Annotated in this window: 14 protein-coding genes; 2 read left to right on the forward strand and 12 right to left on the reverse strand. The window is 72.2% G+C overall.

The features are described 5' to 3' along the window. Nucleotides 1–43: 43 nt before the first annotated feature. On the forward strand, nucleotides 44–1,102 hold the full coding sequence (locus tag AB0G15_RS16165; RefSeq protein WP_362839852.1) for an alkene reductase: 1,059 nt from the start codon (nucleotides 44–46) through the stop codon (nucleotides 1,100–1,102). Nucleotides 1,103–1,222: 120 nt separating this feature from the next. On the opposite strand, the gene tsaD is transcribed toward AB0G15_RS16165, so the two are convergent. The 12 genes from tsaD to glmS form a co-directional block, all read right to left on the reverse strand. Continuing rightward, nucleotides 1,223–2,254, reverse strand: a complete 1,032-nt coding sequence (tsaD, locus tag AB0G15_RS16170; RefSeq protein WP_362839855.1) for a tRNA (adenosine(37)-N6)-threonylcarbamoyltransferase complex transferase subunit TsaD — start codon at nucleotides 2,252–2,254, stop codon at nucleotides 1,223–1,225. Continuing rightward, complete coding sequence (gene rimI / locus AB0G15_RS16175) at nucleotides 2,247–2,699, reverse strand: ribosomal protein S18-alanine N-acetyltransferase (RefSeq protein WP_362839858.1); 453 nt, start codon at nucleotides 2,697–2,699, stop codon at nucleotides 2,247–2,249. Before rimI ends, tsaD begins: the two co-directional genes overlap by 8 nt. Then, nucleotides 2,696–3,379, reverse strand: coding sequence for a tRNA (adenosine(37)-N6)-threonylcarbamoyltransferase complex dimerization subunit type 1 TsaB (tsaB, locus tag AB0G15_RS16180; protein WP_362678503.1), 684 nt, complete (start codon nucleotides 3,377–3,379; stop codon nucleotides 2,696–2,698). Before tsaB ends, rimI begins: the two co-directional genes overlap by 4 nt. A 77-nt stretch (nucleotides 3,380–3,456) precedes the next feature. Further along, nucleotides 3,457–4,017 (reverse strand): class F sortase, encoded by a 561-nt coding sequence (locus tag AB0G15_RS16185; RefSeq protein ID WP_362839861.1) that lies wholly within the window; start codon nucleotides 4,015–4,017, stop codon nucleotides 3,457–3,459. Nucleotides 4,018–4,023: 6 nt separating this feature from the next. Continuing rightward, nucleotides 4,024–4,689: a hypothetical protein gene (locus tag AB0G15_RS16190; protein ID WP_362839864.1), complete on the reverse strand. Its 666-nt coding sequence runs from the start codon at nucleotides 4,687–4,689 to the stop codon at nucleotides 4,024–4,026. 183 nt (nucleotides 4,690–4,872) lie between these two features. Next, on the reverse strand, nucleotides 4,873–5,325 hold the full coding sequence (gene tsaE, locus AB0G15_RS16195) for a tRNA (adenosine(37)-N6)-threonylcarbamoyltransferase complex ATPase subunit type 1 TsaE (protein WP_362839867.1): 453 nt from the start codon (nucleotides 5,323–5,325) through the stop codon (nucleotides 4,873–4,875). Nucleotides 5,326–5,498: 173 nt separating this feature from the next. Next, complete coding sequence (locus tag AB0G15_RS16200; protein WP_362839869.1) at nucleotides 5,499–6,590, reverse strand: alpha/beta hydrolase; 1,092 nt, start codon at nucleotides 6,588–6,590, stop codon at nucleotides 5,499–5,501. 20 nt (nucleotides 6,591–6,610) lie between these two features. Further along, the gene (alr, locus tag AB0G15_RS16205) at nucleotides 6,611–7,738 is read right to left on the reverse strand and encodes an alanine racemase (protein ID WP_362839872.1); all 1,128 of its coding nucleotides are present in this window, start codon (nucleotides 7,736–7,738) and stop codon (nucleotides 6,611–6,613) included. Next, the gene (locus AB0G15_RS16210) at nucleotides 7,735–9,255 is read right to left on the reverse strand and encodes an NAD(P)H-hydrate dehydratase (RefSeq protein ID WP_362839875.1); all 1,521 of its coding nucleotides are present in this window, start codon (nucleotides 9,253–9,255) and stop codon (nucleotides 7,735–7,737) included. Before AB0G15_RS16210 ends, alr begins: the two co-directional genes overlap by 4 nt. 10 nt (nucleotides 9,256–9,265) lie before the next feature. Further along, nucleotides 9,266–9,616 carry a holo-ACP synthase gene (locus tag AB0G15_RS16215; protein ID WP_362678482.1) on the reverse strand — a complete coding sequence of 117 codons (351 nt, stop codon included), beginning with the start codon at nucleotides 9,614–9,616 and terminating at the stop codon, nucleotides 9,266–9,268. Between the two features lie 46 nt (nucleotides 9,617–9,662). Further along, nucleotides 9,663–11,078 carry an alkaline phosphatase PhoX gene (locus tag AB0G15_RS16220; protein ID WP_362839878.1) on the reverse strand — a complete coding sequence of 472 codons (1,416 nt, stop codon included), beginning with the start codon at nucleotides 11,076–11,078 and terminating at the stop codon, nucleotides 9,663–9,665. Between the two features lie 189 nt (nucleotides 11,079–11,267). After that, on the reverse strand, nucleotides 11,268–13,115 hold the full coding sequence (gene glmS / locus AB0G15_RS16225; RefSeq protein ID WP_362839881.1) for a glutamine--fructose-6-phosphate transaminase (isomerizing): 1,848 nt from the start codon (nucleotides 13,113–13,115) through the stop codon (nucleotides 11,268–11,270). Between the two features lie 122 nt (nucleotides 13,116–13,237). Between glmS and coaA the strand changes: the two genes are divergently transcribed. Beyond that, nucleotides 13,238–14,173, forward strand: a complete 936-nt coding sequence (gene coaA, locus AB0G15_RS16230; protein WP_362839884.1) for a type I pantothenate kinase — start codon at nucleotides 13,238–13,240, stop codon at nucleotides 14,171–14,173. The last annotated feature ends 166 nt before the right edge of the window (nucleotides 14,174–14,339 follow it).

Consider the following 14,339-nt stretch of genomic DNA (forward strand, 5'->3'; position numbering starts at 1 on the left):
CTTATTGGCTAGCCAAGTTGGCCAGCCAACAAAGGAGGTCGTCATGCCTTTCTCACCGTTCTCGCTCGCCGGTCTCCAGCTGCCCAACCGGCTGGTGATGGCGCCCATGACCCGGTCACGGTCCTACGTCGACGGGATCCCCTCGTCGCTGACCGCCCTCTACTACGCGCAGCGGGCCTCCGCGGGCTTGATCATCACCGAGGGGGTGCAGCCCAGCCAGGCGGGGAAGGGCTACATGAACACCCCCGGGCTGCACAGCGACGAGCAGGTGGCCGGGTGGCGCGAGGTCACCGACTCCGTCCACGCGGCGGGCGGCAGGATCTTCGCCCAGATCATGCACTCCGGCCGGATCGGCCACCCCGACAACACCGGCGCGCTGCCCGTCGGACCGTCCGCCGTACGACCGGCGGGCCAGATCTTCACCCCGTCGGGCCTGCAGGACTACCGGACCCCGATCGAGCTGACGACCGCCCAGGTGGAGGCGACCGTCCAGGACTTCGCCGACGCCGCCGAGCGCGCCGTAAACGCGGGCTTCGACGGGATCGAGCTGCACGGCGCCAACGGCTATCTCATCCACCAGTTCCTGTCGCGGAACGCCAACCTGCGCGAGGACCACTTCGGCGGTTCGGTGGCCAACAGGATCCGCTTCGGCGTGGAGGTCGCGCGGGCGGCCGCCGACCGGATCGGCGCCTCCAGGGTCGGCATCCGGCTCTCGCCCGGCAACGGCGCGGGGGACCTGGTCGAGGACGACCTGCACGAGGTCTACCCGGCGCTGGTCTCCGAGCTCGCCGGGCTCGACCTCGCCTACCTGCACCTGGTGGCCGGTCCCTCCGACGACGTCAACCAGGAGATCCTCAAGTCCTGGCCGAACGCCCTGATCGTCAACGACCCGTCGATCGGCGACCCGTCGGCCCGGACCGCGCACTGGCTGGAGCGCGGCGCCCACCTGGTCTCGCTGGGCCAGTCGTTCCTCGCCAACCCCGACCTGCCGCTCCGCCTGCGCCTCGGCGCCGAGCTCAACCAGGCCGACCTCAGCTCGGCCTTCGGCGGCGACCACCGCGGCTACACCGACTACCCGGTGCTGGCCCTGCACTCCGCCTAGGGCACCCCGCGGGGAAGGGCCCGCACCGCCGCCGCCCGACGGGGGCGCGACGGCCGGGCGGGCACGCGTGAGCGGCGCACCCCCCGGTCCGGCGACACCCGCGGGCGCGGGCCGGGTCCGTCAGACGTGGACGGTGGTGATGGGCATCGAGGAGTCGGCGGGGATGTCCAGCCCCGACGGCGTGATGCCGGCCGCCACCAGGTCGGAGCCCAGGGCCGCCACCATGGCGCCGTTGTCCGTGCACAGCCCGGGGCTGGGGACCCGCAGCCGAACCCCGGCCGCGTCACAGCGCTCCTGGGCCAGCGCGCGCAGCCGGGAGTTGGCCGCCACCCCGCCGCCGATCAGCAGGTCCTGGACGCCGTACTTGGCGCACGCGCGCAGCGCCTTGCGGGTCAGCACGTCGACGACGGCCTCCTGGAACGACGCCGCCACGTCGGGCACGTGGACCCGCTCGCCCGCCTTCTCCCTGGCCTCCACCCACCGGGCCACGGCCGTCTTCAGGCCGGAGAAGGAGAAGTCGAGCGTCCCGTCGTCGTACTTGCCGCGCGGGAACGCGATGGCCGCGCCGGAACCCTCACGGGCCGCCCTGTCGATGTGCGGCCCGCCGGGGAACGGCAGGCCGAGCACCCTGGCGACCTTGTCGAACGCCTCGCCCGCGGCGTCGTCCACCGTGGAACCCAGCGAGACGACGTCCCTGGCGACGTCGGGCACCAGCAGCAGGGACGAGTGCCCGCCGGAGACCAGCAGGGCGATGCAGGGCTTGGGCAGGGCCCCGTGCTCCAGCTGGTCGACCGCGACGTGGGCGGCCAGGTGGTTGACGCCGTACAGCGGCACGCCCAGGCCCAGCGAGTACGCCTTGGCCGCGGCGACGCCGACCAGCAGCGCCCCGGACAGGCCGGGCCCGGCCGTGACCGCGATCGCGTCGACGTCGGCGAGGCGCAGCCCCGCCCGCCCCAGTGCCAGCTCGACGGTCGGGGTCATCGCCTCCAGGTGCGCCCGGGAGGCGACCTCGGGCACCACCCCGCCGAAGCGGGCGTGCTGCTCGACGCTGGAGGCGATGGCGTTGGCCAGCATGGTGTGCCCCCTGACGATGCCGATCCCCGTCTCGTCGCAGGAGGTCTCGATTCCCAGGACCACCGGTTCGTCACGCATGGAGATCCTTCCTCATCATGATCGCGTCAGTGCCGTCCTCGTAGTAGCGGCGGCGCAGGCCGATCCGCTCGAACCCGAACCTGTCGTAGACGGCCTGCGCGCCCGGGTTGTCGGCGCGCACCTCCAGGAAGACCGACACCGCGCCCCGGCGGGCGGCCTCGGCCAGCAGCTCGGCCAGCATGGCGCCGCCGACGCCGGTCCGGCGCCACTCGGCCAGCACGGCGATGGTCTGCACGTCGGCCTGGTCCCCCGCCGCGGCGAGGCCCGCGTAGCCGACGATCACGCCGTCGGCCAGGGCCACCACGTAGTGCCTCGTCCTCGGCTGGTCGTCGAGCTCGCCACGGAGCATGCCCTCGCTCCAGGCGTCGGCCGGAAAGGTCTTCCGCTCCACCTCCATGACCGCGGGCAGGTCGTCGACGGTCATCCGGCGCAGCACGACGGTCATGCCGTGACCCTCTTGGGCGCCGAGGGTTCCTTGGCGTCGGGGCGGCGCAGGTAGATCGGGCGGGGCGGGCCGAGCACGGGATGGGTGCCGCTCTCCACGGCCTCGCGGACGCCCGGCTCGCCGAGCAGCCCGGCGGCGAGCGCCGCCATCGCGCCCGCGTGGGGGTACTCCGGCACGTCGAGAAGCCGGGAGGCGCCGACGACCTCGGCGTACATCCGCGCGCCCGCGCCGGCCAGCGGGAGCTCCCCGGGCAGGTCTTGAGGCCGGTCCACGGCGGGACCCGACAGCCGGGTGCGCGCGTCCCGGTAGTGGCCCCAGAACACCTCCTTGCGCCGGGCGTCGGTGGCCACCAGGAACGGCTCGGCCAGCTCACTGCCGTACGCGAGCGCGTCGAGGGTGCACACGCCGTACGCCGGGACCCCCAGCGTCGTCGCGAGGGCCTGGGCGGTCACCAGACCGACCCGGAGCCCGGTGTAGGGGCCGGGGCCCGAGCCCGCGACGACGGCGGTGACGTCGCCGAGCGAGGCTCCGGCCTCCCGGAGGACCGTCTCAATCGTGGGGACGAGCAGCTCGCCGTGACGGCGCGCGTCGACCGTCGTCGACTCGGCGAGGACCCTCTCACCGTCGTGCAGAGCTGCGGTGACGGCGGGGGTGGCAGTGTCAAAGGCCAGGACCAGCACGAACAGTTAGCCTATCCCGTCCCGCGAGGGCTCAGGGGCACTCCCCCCGAGTGAGCCGCGCGGAAAGGCGGGACGACTCAGGTCTTGACCAGGGTGGCGTAGACGATGAGGTTGTCCTCGTACTCGTTGCTGTCCCAGTCGAAGTCCCCGCCGCAGGTGATCAGCCGCAGGCCGTCCTCGAGATAGACCTTGTCGGCGGGGAACCGGTGCTTGCTGATCTGCTCGATCGTGTCCACCCGGTACTGGGCCACCTTGCCGTCGCTGCGCACGACCTTGATGACCTGCCCCTCCCGCATGTCCTTGAGCTTGTAGAAGACCGCGGGCGCGGTCTTGGTGTCCACGTGCCCGAGGATCACCGCGGAACCCTCGTCGCCGGGGACCGCGCTGTCCTTGACCCACCCCGCGACGTTCGGCTTCTCGTACGGCGGCAGGTCGACCCGGCCGCCCGTCACGCCGAGCTTCATCAGGGGCGCCTTGATCCCCAGGGACGGGATGTCGATGCGGCTGGGCACGATCGAGGTGCGGGCGGGCGCCTTCTCCTTCTCGACGTCGCCGCCCCTGTTGCCGAACGCGACCATGACGACACCGGTGATCACTCCGGCCAGGACGATCCTGGACCAGCGGGTGGAATCGGCCATCGGGGACTACGAACGGCGGCGACGCACGACCGCGATGCCGATGCCGCCCGCCAGGGCGAGGGCGAGCAGGACACCCGTCGTGCCGATCGGGGCACTCGAGTCGTCAGGACCTCCGGCCGCGGTGCCGCCACCGCCCGTACCCGGCGCCTCGGTACTGATGATCGTCCGGGTCGGCCTGGAGGTGGGGTCGGTGGGGGTGGGGCTCGGCTCGGTGTCGGGCACGATCCTGAGGTTGGCGCTGCCGGTGTCGTTGGTCCCCTCGCACCTGGCGTTGACCTCGTGGACCCCGGCGGCGGTGCCCTCGGCGACGGTGGCCTGGCCACGAACCCACGGGCGCGGCGTCGGGGTCGCGGTCGAGGCGGGGTCGGGCGTGGGCGTCGCGAGGATCGGGTCGAGGGTCACCGGGGTGCGGAAGATCCGGGAGGACGCGGTACCGCGATGCTCGGGACCGCCCTGCGGGATCGGGCAGTTCGCCAGGACCCACACCTTCTGCCCGGCCTTGGCGCGGGCCGGCTGGAGCTGGACCTCGATGTCCTGCCGGCTGATGCCGGAATCAGGCAGGGTTGGGGTGGGAGTGCCCGTGGGGTTGCCCGAGTCGGCGTCAGCCGAGCACCCGAGCAGTCCGAAAAGGACGATGGCTCCCAGAACCGCGACACGCTTGACGCTTGGCACCGTCGAACTCCACTTCGCCCTCCGGCCGACGACCCTCGCCCGGCACGATTTCCCACCTGTTCCCCATTAAACATGGGCAAACCCGCCAGAGTCGATCATCAGGCCTGACGATCTAGACCAATGGTGCGTAGTGCCAGCGTGCCAGGATTTCCCCGGCTTCGTAGGCACATCAGTGGACACCGTTCAGATGACGCCGTGCCAGCGCGGCCCGACCCCCCGGAGGGTCACGGTCCGCTCCTCGCCCGGCTCGCCGGACGCGCCCCTGCCGATGAGGATCTCCAGCCGGTCGTCGGCGAGCCCTTCCACCAGGCCCTCGCCCCACTCCACCACCGTCACCGACTCCTCCAGCGAGGCGTCTAGGTCCAGGTCGTCGACCTCCAGGTCGCCCCCGAGGCGGTAGGCGTCGACGTGGACCAGCGGCGGGCCCCCCGAGAGCGAGGGATGCACCCGGGCGATGACGAAGGTCGGCGAGGTGATCGGGCCGCGCACCTTGAGCCCTTCGGCCATCCCCTGCACCAGGGTCGTCTTGCCCGCGCCGAGCGGGCCCGACAGCACCGCCAGGTCTCCGGGGCGCAGCAGCGCCGCCAGCTCCTCGCCCAGCTCCCGCATCTCCTCGGCGGTCGCCACGATTCTCACCGCTTCGTCACTCCTGTCGATGCCTCTCGGTGTCCCACCGCGCTTTTCGGGTGTCCCACCGCGCTTCTCGGGGTCCGTCGACCCCCCATGGCGCCGTGCGGCGCCCTCTCGAACCCCGGGTCCCGGTTCGGCCGGACCTCGGGCTCACCGTACGCCGTGCGCGTGCCCCCGGCTCACCCGCCCATGTCACCGGCGTCGGCGGCGTCGGCGTCGTCGCCCGCGTCCACCCGCTTGAGCAGCTCGTGCAGGGCTTCGTTGACCACGGTAGGCCGCTCCAGCTGGACCAGGTGCGAACTTTCCGAGACCTCGGTGAACCGGGCACTCGGCAGTGCCGCCGCCATCGCCCTGCTGTGCTCGACGGGCGTCAGCCAGTCCTTGTCGCCGACCACGATGGAGGTCGGGACCTCGTCCAGCACGCGCAGCGCGCTCAGCTTGTCGTGCGACATCAGCGCCGGGTAGAACTCGGCGATCACCTCGAAGGGGGTGGACCGGATCATCGACTCGGCGAAGTCGACGACCGTGGGGCTAACGTTCCTGGAGTCGCCGAAACCCAGGTGGCGCAGGGCCAGGAAGGCCACGTCGTTGCCGACCTGGCGGCTCTTGTCGACCAGCGAGCCGCCGCGCCTCAGGATCGACACCGTGCCCGGCGTGACCTTGTGCACCGCCTTCGACAGCAGCGCGGGCAGGCCCAGGGAGATCTCGCCGAGCTTGCCGGTGGAGGTGGAGATCAGCGCGACGCCCCTGATCTTGTCGCCGAACAGCTCCGGGTGCCGGTCGGCCAGCGCCATGACCGTCATGCCGCCCATGGAGTGGCCGACGAGCACGCACGGGCCGGGGACCAGCGCCTCGATGACCTCGGCCAGGTCGTCGCCGAGCCGGTCGATCGAGCAGTCCTTCATCGGGATGCGCGGCGAGCGGCCGTGGGAGCGCTGGTCCCACAGGACCAGGCGGTGCGTGCCGCCCAGGTCGCGCCGCTGGTAGTGCCAGGAGTCGAGGTTGAGCGTGTAGCCGTGGCAGAACACCACGGTCAGCGGGGCCTCCTCCTGCCCGTCGACCTCGGCGTACAGGGGAACGCCGTCGGAGGTGGTGACCGTGGTGGGGCGGCCGCGCAGCTCTCCGAGCGGCTCGCTCGCCTCCAGGTCCGGACGGAGCCTGATGCGTCCGACGGCGTACCGCTTGGCGAGGGCCCCGGCGGCCACTCCCGCCGACGCGACACCGACGATCGCGCCCGCGATACCGACCCTGCGCCGTCTGGTACTACTCATGCGACCCCCTGAGCTGCCTTTCACCGGTAAACGCGCGGGACCCGCGAACCGATCCTGGTCACGATCTCATGCGTGATCGTGCCGAGGGAATCCGCCCACTCCTGAGCGGTGGGCTCGCCTCGCGATCCGTCACCGAACAGGATCACCTCGTCACCTTCCGCCAACGGGTCGTCCCCTACGTCGATCATGAACTGGTCCATGCAGACCCTGCCCGCGATCCGCCGCCTGCGGCCACCGGCCAGCACCTCCGCCAGGTTGGTGGCGTGCCGCAGAACCCCGTCCGCATACCCGAGCGGGACGAGGCCAAGCGTCGTTTCCCGATCCGTGACGTACAGGTGCCCGTAGGACACGCCCGTTCCGGCGGGAACCCGCTTGACCAGCGCGATCCGCGCGGTGAGCGTCATCGCCGGGCGCAGCCCGAAGTCTCCGAGCCCGGGCACCGGGCTCAGCCCGAAGGCCGCGATCCCCGGGCGGACCAGGTCGTAGCGCGCCTGCGGCAGCGTCAGGATGGCCGCCGAGTTGGCGATGTGCCTGATGACGTGGGAGCCGCCCGCGCCCGCCTTCTCCGCGATGAGCAGCGCCTCCTCGAAGGCGGCCAGCTGGGCCGCGATGGACGGGTCTCCCGGGATGTCGGCGCAGGCGAAGTGGGACCAGAGCCCGACGATCTCGATCGTGCCCTCGGCCCGGTGCCGCAGCGCCCGCTCGACCAGGGCCGACCAGTCCGCCGCCGCCGCGCCGCCGCGCGACATGCCGGTGTCGGCCTTCAGGTGCACCCCGGCCGTGCGGCCGGCCCCGGCGGCGGCGCCGGCGATCGCGTCGACCGTCGCGACGGAGCCCGCCGACAGCTCGACGCCGTGCCCGACGGCCTGCTCCAGCGGCTCGCCGGGCGGGATGATCCACGCCAGGACCGGCGCGGTGATCCCGGCGGCCCGCAGCTCCAGGGCCTCGCGGACGTAGGCGGTGCCCAGCCGCCCCGCCCCGGCCTCCAGGCAGGCGCGCGCGACGGGGACCAGCCCGTGCCCGTAGGCGTCGGCCTTGACCGCGACCATCATCTCGGCGCCGCGCGCGTGGCTCGCGAGAAGCGCCAGGTTCTCACGGATCGCCGAGAGGTCCACCCGTGCCTCGGCGGGAGTCATCGGGAAACTCATGACCCCAGTTTGGCAGGTGAGCCGGTGTGCCGGGGGCCGTTGACCAGGGAACGAACCGTCTCCGGCAGCGCCTCGGCGACGTCCCAGGCGGTGAGAGGGCCTTCCCCGCCGGCGATCCCGTGCAGGTAGGCGGCGCAGGAGGCCGCGTCGTACCCGCTCAGCCCGGCGGCCAGCAGCGCGCCCGCCAGGCCGGCCAGCACGTCGCCGGTGCCGCCGGTCGCGAGCCAGGGGCTGCCGGTGGGGTTGATCCTGACCGGCCGCCCCTCCTCGGCGACCAGCGTGGTCGAGCCCTTGAGCAGCACCGTCACGCCCAGCTCCGTCACCGCCCTGCGCACGTTCTCCAGGCGCCGCGCCTCGATCCGCTCCCTCGGCACGCCGATCAGGCGGGAGAGCTCGCCCGCGTGCGGGGTGATCAGCACCGGCGCGCCCCGGCGGAGCAGGGACCTGTCCTGGGCCGCCAGGGTCAGCGCGTCGGCGTCGACGAGCACGGGTACCTCGCTCGACAGCACCGAGCGGGCGATGGCGCGCGCCTCGTCGCCGGTGCCGAGGCCGGGGCCGAGCACCCACGCCTGTACGCGGCCCGCCTCCTCGACCCCCTCGCCCGGCGCGAGCGTGGTGATCACGGCCTCGGGCCAGCGGGCCCGCACCTGGGCCACCGGCTCCGCGAGCCCCGCGTAGCGGACCATGCCCACCCCGGCCCGCAGCGCCCCGGCCACGGCCAGCACCGCGGCGCCGGTGTAGCGCTCGCTGCCGGCCGCGATCCCGACGACGCCCCTGCGGTACTTGTCGGACGACGCGCCGGGCCTGGGCAGCAGCGCGGCCACGTCGGGGTCGGTGAGCACGGCCGCGTCGGGGTCGGGCAGGTGGGGGCCGAGGCCGATGTCGACGAGTTCCGTCCGGCCCGCGTGCCCGGAGCCGGGATCGACGAGCAGCCCGATCTTCCACGCCCCGAACGTGACGGTGGCGTCCGCGAGGATCGCGGGGCCCTCCACCCGGCCGCTGCTCGCGTCCACGCCGCTCGGCACGTCCACCGCGAGGACCTCGCCGGGCGCGTCGTTCGCGAGCCCGGCCAGGGTCGCGTACGGCTCCCTGAGCGCTCCGGTCCCGCCGATCCCGAGCATCCCGTCCACGATCAGGTCCGCCGCGCCGAGCAGGCCGCGGACGCGCGCTCCCGCCGGGTCTTCGGCGGGGCCGTGCTCGGGGCGCAGGCCGGTCACCCGGCCGCCCGCGCGGCGCAGGGCCGCCAGGCCCGCAGCGTGGACGCGCGTCCCGGCGAGGAGCGCGTCGACCCTGGCCCCCCTGGCCGCCAGGCGGGCCCCGGCGTACAGGGCGTCGCCGCCGTTGTCGCCGCCGCCGACGAGCAGCACGACGCGGGAGCCGTACACGGCGCCGAGCATCCTGGCGCAGACCACCGCGAGCCCGGTGGCGGCCCGCTCCATCAGGGCGCCCTCGGGCAGCGTCGCCATCAGCGCCGCCTCGGCCGCCCTGATCTGGTCGGAGGTGTACGCGATCCGCATTCCACCGAATCTATCCCTCGGCGATCACGTAGGCGATGGCGACGCCCCCGTCATGGCTCAGGGAGATGTGCCACCGGGTCACGCCCAGCGCCCCGGCGACCTCCGCCGCCCGCCCGGTCACCCGCAGTTCGGGCCGCCCGTGCTCCCCGCCGATCACCTCGGCGTCCAGGTGCCGCAGCCCGGGAGGCGCGCCCAGGGCCTTGGCGACGGCCTCCTTGGCCGCGAACCTGGCGGCCAGGGAGGCCGTGCCCAGCGCGCTCTCCCCCTCGGTGAACAGCCGGCCCCGCAGCGCGGGCGTCCGCGCCAGCGTCGCCTCGAACCTGGCCGTGTCCACGACGTCGACGCCGATACCAACGATCACTTTTCCAGGCTAGCGGCGTCACACCACCGGCCCGCGATCCCGCGGGTCAGAAGCCGCCGCGCTGCCAGGGGCCCCAGATGGCGAAGCTCATCCCCTTGGCCGACTGGACGTTGACGTAGAGGGTGTGGCCGCCGGGGCCGAACGTCGAGCCGGCGAACTCGGCGCCGGAGTCGCCGTCGACGGGGACCAGCCGGGAGAAGTCGAAGATCTCGCCCCGGCGGGTGAGGCCGCGCAGGTAGTTGTCGCCCGAGCCGTCCTCGCAGAGGACCAGGGTGCCCCGGGGGCTGGCGGTGACGTTGTCGGGCAGGTCGAGGGTGACCGCGCCCGGCGACTCGTAGACGAGCCTGAGCCGCCCGCTCCACGTCTCGTACGCCCACACCTGGCCGCGCCCCTTGCCGAAGCCGCTGGGCGGGGTGTCGCCGGACGCGGTCGCGCCGCCCTGGGTGGAGACGAAGTAGATCGTGCCGTGGTGGTTGATCGCCCCCTCCAGCCGGGAGAAGAGCGCCGCCCCCTTGGCCCTGCCCTGGTTGCCGACGGCCTGGACGGCGACGTCGTTGGCGGGGGTGCCGATGAAGGCGGGGTCGGGGTCGTCGATGTCCACCCAGGTGGTCGCGTACGAGGCTCCCCTGGGCTGGCCGAGCGAGAGGTCCTTGCCCGGGGCGCCGCGCACGGCCAGCATCTGGAGCCTGCCGCCGTCGAGGATGCGGCGGGCCTCCAGCGGGTTCTTCGGGGGCAGGTAGCGGTAGAAGCCGGAGGCGAAGCCGAAGTTGTCCTCGGTGAGGTAGATCGCGCCGGTGAAGCCGTCGAACGCGGCCGACTCGTGGGCGAACCGCCCGGCGTTCCTGATCGGCCCTCCGGCCTTGCCGTCGAGCGGGACCTCGAAGATGTAGCCGTGCTTCTGCGTGAGCTTGCCGTTGTCCTGGCCGGTGAAGTCGTTGCCCACGTCCGGCCCGTTCACGGTCTCCTCGCAGGTCACCCAGGCGCCCCAGGGCATCGGGCCGCCGGAGCAGTTCATCTGGGTGCCGGTCAGGCTGGGGGCGGACTTGAGCACCTTGCCGTAGCGGGTGACCCGGAGGGTCGAGGTGCCGCCGCCCGCCGCCGGGTCGTAGGCCCTGTCCGGGTCGCCGAACGCGCCGACCGGGCCGTTTACCTCGTGGTTGCGGATGAGGATCGCGCTGCCGGCCGGTCCCCGGAACGCGGCCATCCCGTCGTGCCGGGAGGGGACGACGGACCCGTCGCTGAACTTGTCGCCGGCGGCGTTGAAGGACCGGTAGTGGAAGCCGCCGGGCAGGTGGAGCCGCACCACGCCGTCCCGCTCGTCCTTGACCGGCTTCAGCGGCCCGTACCCGGCGCCCGGGAGGATCTCCCCGTTCGCTCCCGCCCGTGCGACACCGGCGAACGGCCCGGCCACCCCCAGTGCGGCCAGCGCACCACCTCGGGCGAGGAAACGACGACGATCCATCTTGCGGCTCCCTTGGGTCCGGTGGATTGTCCGGTGGATTCACGCCACGTTAATCCGTCCCAGTAAACCGCTATATGGCATATATCGACAATTAATCAGGCAATGAGGCGGGCACCCCCTATACCCACTTCCGGCCGTGGATAATCCATAGACTTTGTCCACAGGCTGTGGAGAACCCCCTGGCCGGGCTTACTCCACCGTGACCGACTTGGCGAGGTTGCGGGGCTGGTCGACGTCGTGCCCCTTGGCCGTGGCCAGCTCGCAGGCGAAGACCTGGAGCGGCACCGTGGCGACCAGCGGCTGGAGCAGGGTCGGCACGGCCGGGATGTGGATCAGCGTGTCGGCGTACCGCGCGACCGCGACGTCCCCCTCCTCGGCGATGACGAGGGTCCTCGCGCCCCTGGCCCGGATCTCCTGGATGTTGGACACGATCTTGTCGTGGATCACCCGCTGGCCGGACGGCGAGGGGACGACGACCACCACCGGAAGCCCCTTGTCGATCAGCGCGATCGGGCCGTGCTTCAGCTCCCCCGCCGCGAAGCCCTCGGCGTGCATGTACGCCAGCTCCTTGAGCTTCAGCGCCCCCTCGAGCGCGACGGGGAAGCCCACGTGCCGCCCCAGGAAGAGCACGCACCGCTCGCCGGCCAGCGACCTGGCCAGCGCGCGGACCGGCTCGACGGTCGCGAGGACCTCGCTCACCTTGGACGGCATCTGCGCCAGCCGCTCGACGATCTGGGTGATCTCGTCGCCGAACTTCACCCCCCTGACCTGGGCGAGATAGAGCGCCACCAGATAGCACGCCACCAGCTGGGTGAGGAACGCCTTGGTGGAGGCCACCGCGACCTCGGGGCCCGCGTGCGTGTAGAGGACGGCGTCGGACTCGCGGGAGATCGTGGAACCGTTGACATTGCAGACCGCCAGCACCCGCGACCGCTGCCCGCGCGCGTGCCGTACCGCCATGAGGGTGTCCATGGTCTCGCCCGACTGGCTGATCACGATCACCAGCGTGTCGCGGTTGAGGATCGGGTCGCGGTAGCGGAACTCGCTGGCCAGCTCGACCTCGCAGGGCAGCTGGGCCCAGTGCTCGATGGCGTACTTGGCGATGAGCCCGGCGTGGTACGAGGTCCCGCAGGCGACCAGAATGATCTTGTTGATGTCGCGCATCTCCTGGTCGGACAGCCGCATCTCGTCCAGCGCCAGCCGCCCGTCCTGGCCGATCCTGCCGAGCAGCGTGTCGGCGACGGCCCGGGGCTGCTCGGCGATCTCCTTGAGCATGAAGTGGTCGTAGCCGTCCTTCTCGGCGGCGGAGGCGTCCCAGTCGACGTGGTAGTCACGCGTCACGGCCGGGAGGCCCTGGAAGTCGACGACCGTGATCTTCGAGGGGCGCAGCTCGACCACCTGGTCCTGGCCCAGCTCCACCGCCTCGCGCGTGTACGCGATGAACGCCGCCACGTCCGAGCCGAGGAAGTTCTCCCCGTCCCCCCTGCCGACCACCAGGGGCGAGTTGCGCCGCGCCCCCACCACCACGTCGGGCTCGTCGGCCGAGACCGCGAGCAGGGTGAACGCCCCCTCCAGCCGCAGGCATACCCTGCGCATCGCCTCCATGAGCCCCCCGGCGGCGAACTCCTCCAGCAGGTGCGCCACCACCTCCGTGTCGGTCTCGGAGACGATCCGGTGCCCCGCGCCCTCCAGCTCGGTCCTGAGCGCGGCGAAGTTCTCGATGATCCCGTTGTGGATGACCGCGATCCGACCGTCGCAGTCGGTGTGCGGGTGGGCGTTGCGGTCGGTCGGGGCCCCGTGGGTGGCCCACCGGGTGTGCCCGATCCCCGTCGTCGCGTCGGACGGCGGCACGGGCCGCGAGACCAGCGCCGAGCGGAGGTTGGCCAGCTTCCCCGCCCGCTTCTCCACGGCGAGGCCGTCCGCCCCCACCAGGGCGATCCCCGCCGAGTCGTACCCCCGGTACTCCAGCCGGCCCAGCCCCTCGACCGCGACCTCGACCGCCGACCGCTGTCCTGTATATCCCACTATTCCGCACATTGTCCTACCTCCTCCCTGAGAGATCGTCCGGCGCGTCTATGGAGAACCCCCCGGACAGCCCAAGAATCCCGCCCGGCACCCGGAGAGGGCCCGTTCCCCGCGGATCAGTAGGCTCTCTGAGCATGGCCAACGGTTTGGACACCGCGACACCGTACGTGCAGCTGAGCCGGGCACAGTGGAGCGAACTCCGGAAGAACACCCCCCTCACGCTCACCGTGGACGAACTGGAGGAGCTGCGCGGCGTCGACGATCCGATCGACCTGGCCGAGGTCACCGACATCTACCTGCCGCTCACCCGGCTGCTCAACCTCCACTTCACCGGGGCCAGGCAGCGCAGCGCGGCGCTCAACACCTTCCTCGGCGGCGGGAGGCGGGAAGCGCCGTACGTGCTGGGCATCGCCGGAAGCGTCGCGGTCGGCAAGTCGACCACGGCCAGGCTGCTGCACACCCTGCTGGCCCGCTGGCCCGAGCACCCCCGGGTGGACCTGATCACCACCGACAGCTTCCTCCTTCCCAACGAGGTCCTCACCGCCAGGGACATCATGCACAGGAAGGGCTTCCCCGAGAGCTACGACCGGCGGGCCCTGGTCAGGTTCGTCGCCGACGTCAAGGCGGGCCTGCCGGAGGTGACGGCCCCGGTCTACAGCCACCTGGAGTACGACATCGTGCCCGGCGCGACCCAGACCGTGCGCCGCCCCGACATCCTCATCGTCGAGGGCCTCAACGTCCTGCAGCCCGCCCCGCCCACCGCCCTGGCGATCAACGACTACTTCGACTTCTCCATCTACGTGGACGCCAAGGTCGAGCACATCCGCGACTGGTACGTCGACCGCTTCCACAAGCTCCGGCGCACGGCCTTCGAGGACCCGAAGTCCTACTTCAGGTATCTCGCCGACCTGTCGGAGGAGGAGGCGACCGACTTCGCCAAGAACGTCTGGCGCGACATCAACGAGCGCAACCTCGTGGAGAACATCGCCCCCACCAGGGGCCGGGCCGACCTGGTGCTGCACAAGGGCGCCAACCACTCCATCCAGCGCGTCCGCCTCCGCCGCATCTGACCCTCCTCGCCCCGGCAACGCGGCGGCTCGCCGACTCTCACGGAGAAACGCCGGGAACCGGCGAACGGCGCGGGGCTCGAACGCGCCTCGTGCCGGGAGAACCTCGGGGGTTGTCCCGGACCCCACGGCGAGTTATCGTTTTTCGATAATATCGATATTCGATAGG

It is taken from the genome of Streptosporangium sp. NPDC023825 (assembly GCF_040639575.1).
GTDB lineage: Bacteria > Actinomycetota > Actinomycetes > Streptosporangiales > Streptosporangiaceae > Streptosporangium.

Excerpts from the sequence above, each read along its gene's own strand:
- AB0G15_RS16210 (WP_362839875.1), bottom strand. The coding sequence starts at position 9,255 with ATGCGGATCGCGTACACCTCCGACCAGATCAGGGCGGCCGAGGCGGCG.
- AB0G15_RS16185 (WP_362839861.1), bottom strand. The coding sequence starts at position 4,017 with ATGGCCGATTCCACCCGCTGGTCCAGGATCGTCCTGGCCGGAGTGATC.
- AB0G15_RS16200 (WP_362839869.1), bottom strand. The coding sequence starts at position 6,590 with ATGAGTAGTACCAGACGGCGCAGGGTCGGTATCGCGGGCGCGATCGTC.
- AB0G15_RS16165 (WP_362839852.1), top strand. The coding sequence starts at position 44 with ATGCCTTTCTCACCGTTCTCGCTCGCCGGTCTCCAGCTGCCCAACCGG.
- alr (WP_362839872.1), bottom strand. The coding sequence starts at position 7,738 with ATGAGTTTCCCGATGACTCCCGCCGAGGCACGGGTGGACCTCTCGGCG.
- glmS (WP_362839881.1), bottom strand. The coding sequence starts at position 13,115 with ATGTGCGGAATAGTGGGATATACAGGACAGCGGTCGGCGGTCGAGGTC.
- rimI (WP_362839858.1), bottom strand. The coding sequence starts at position 2,699 with ATGACCGTCGTGCTGCGCCGGATGACCGTCGACGACCTGCCCGCGGTC.
- AB0G15_RS16220 (WP_362839878.1), bottom strand. The coding sequence starts at position 11,078 with ATGGATCGTCGTCGTTTCCTCGCCCGAGGTGGTGCGCTGGCCGCACTG.
- tsaD (WP_362839855.1), bottom strand. The coding sequence starts at position 2,254 with ATGCGTGACGAACCGGTGGTCCTGGGAATCGAGACCTCCTGCGACGAG.
- coaA (WP_362839884.1), top strand. The coding sequence starts at position 13,238 with ATGGCCAACGGTTTGGACACCGCGACACCGTACGTGCAGCTGAGCCGG.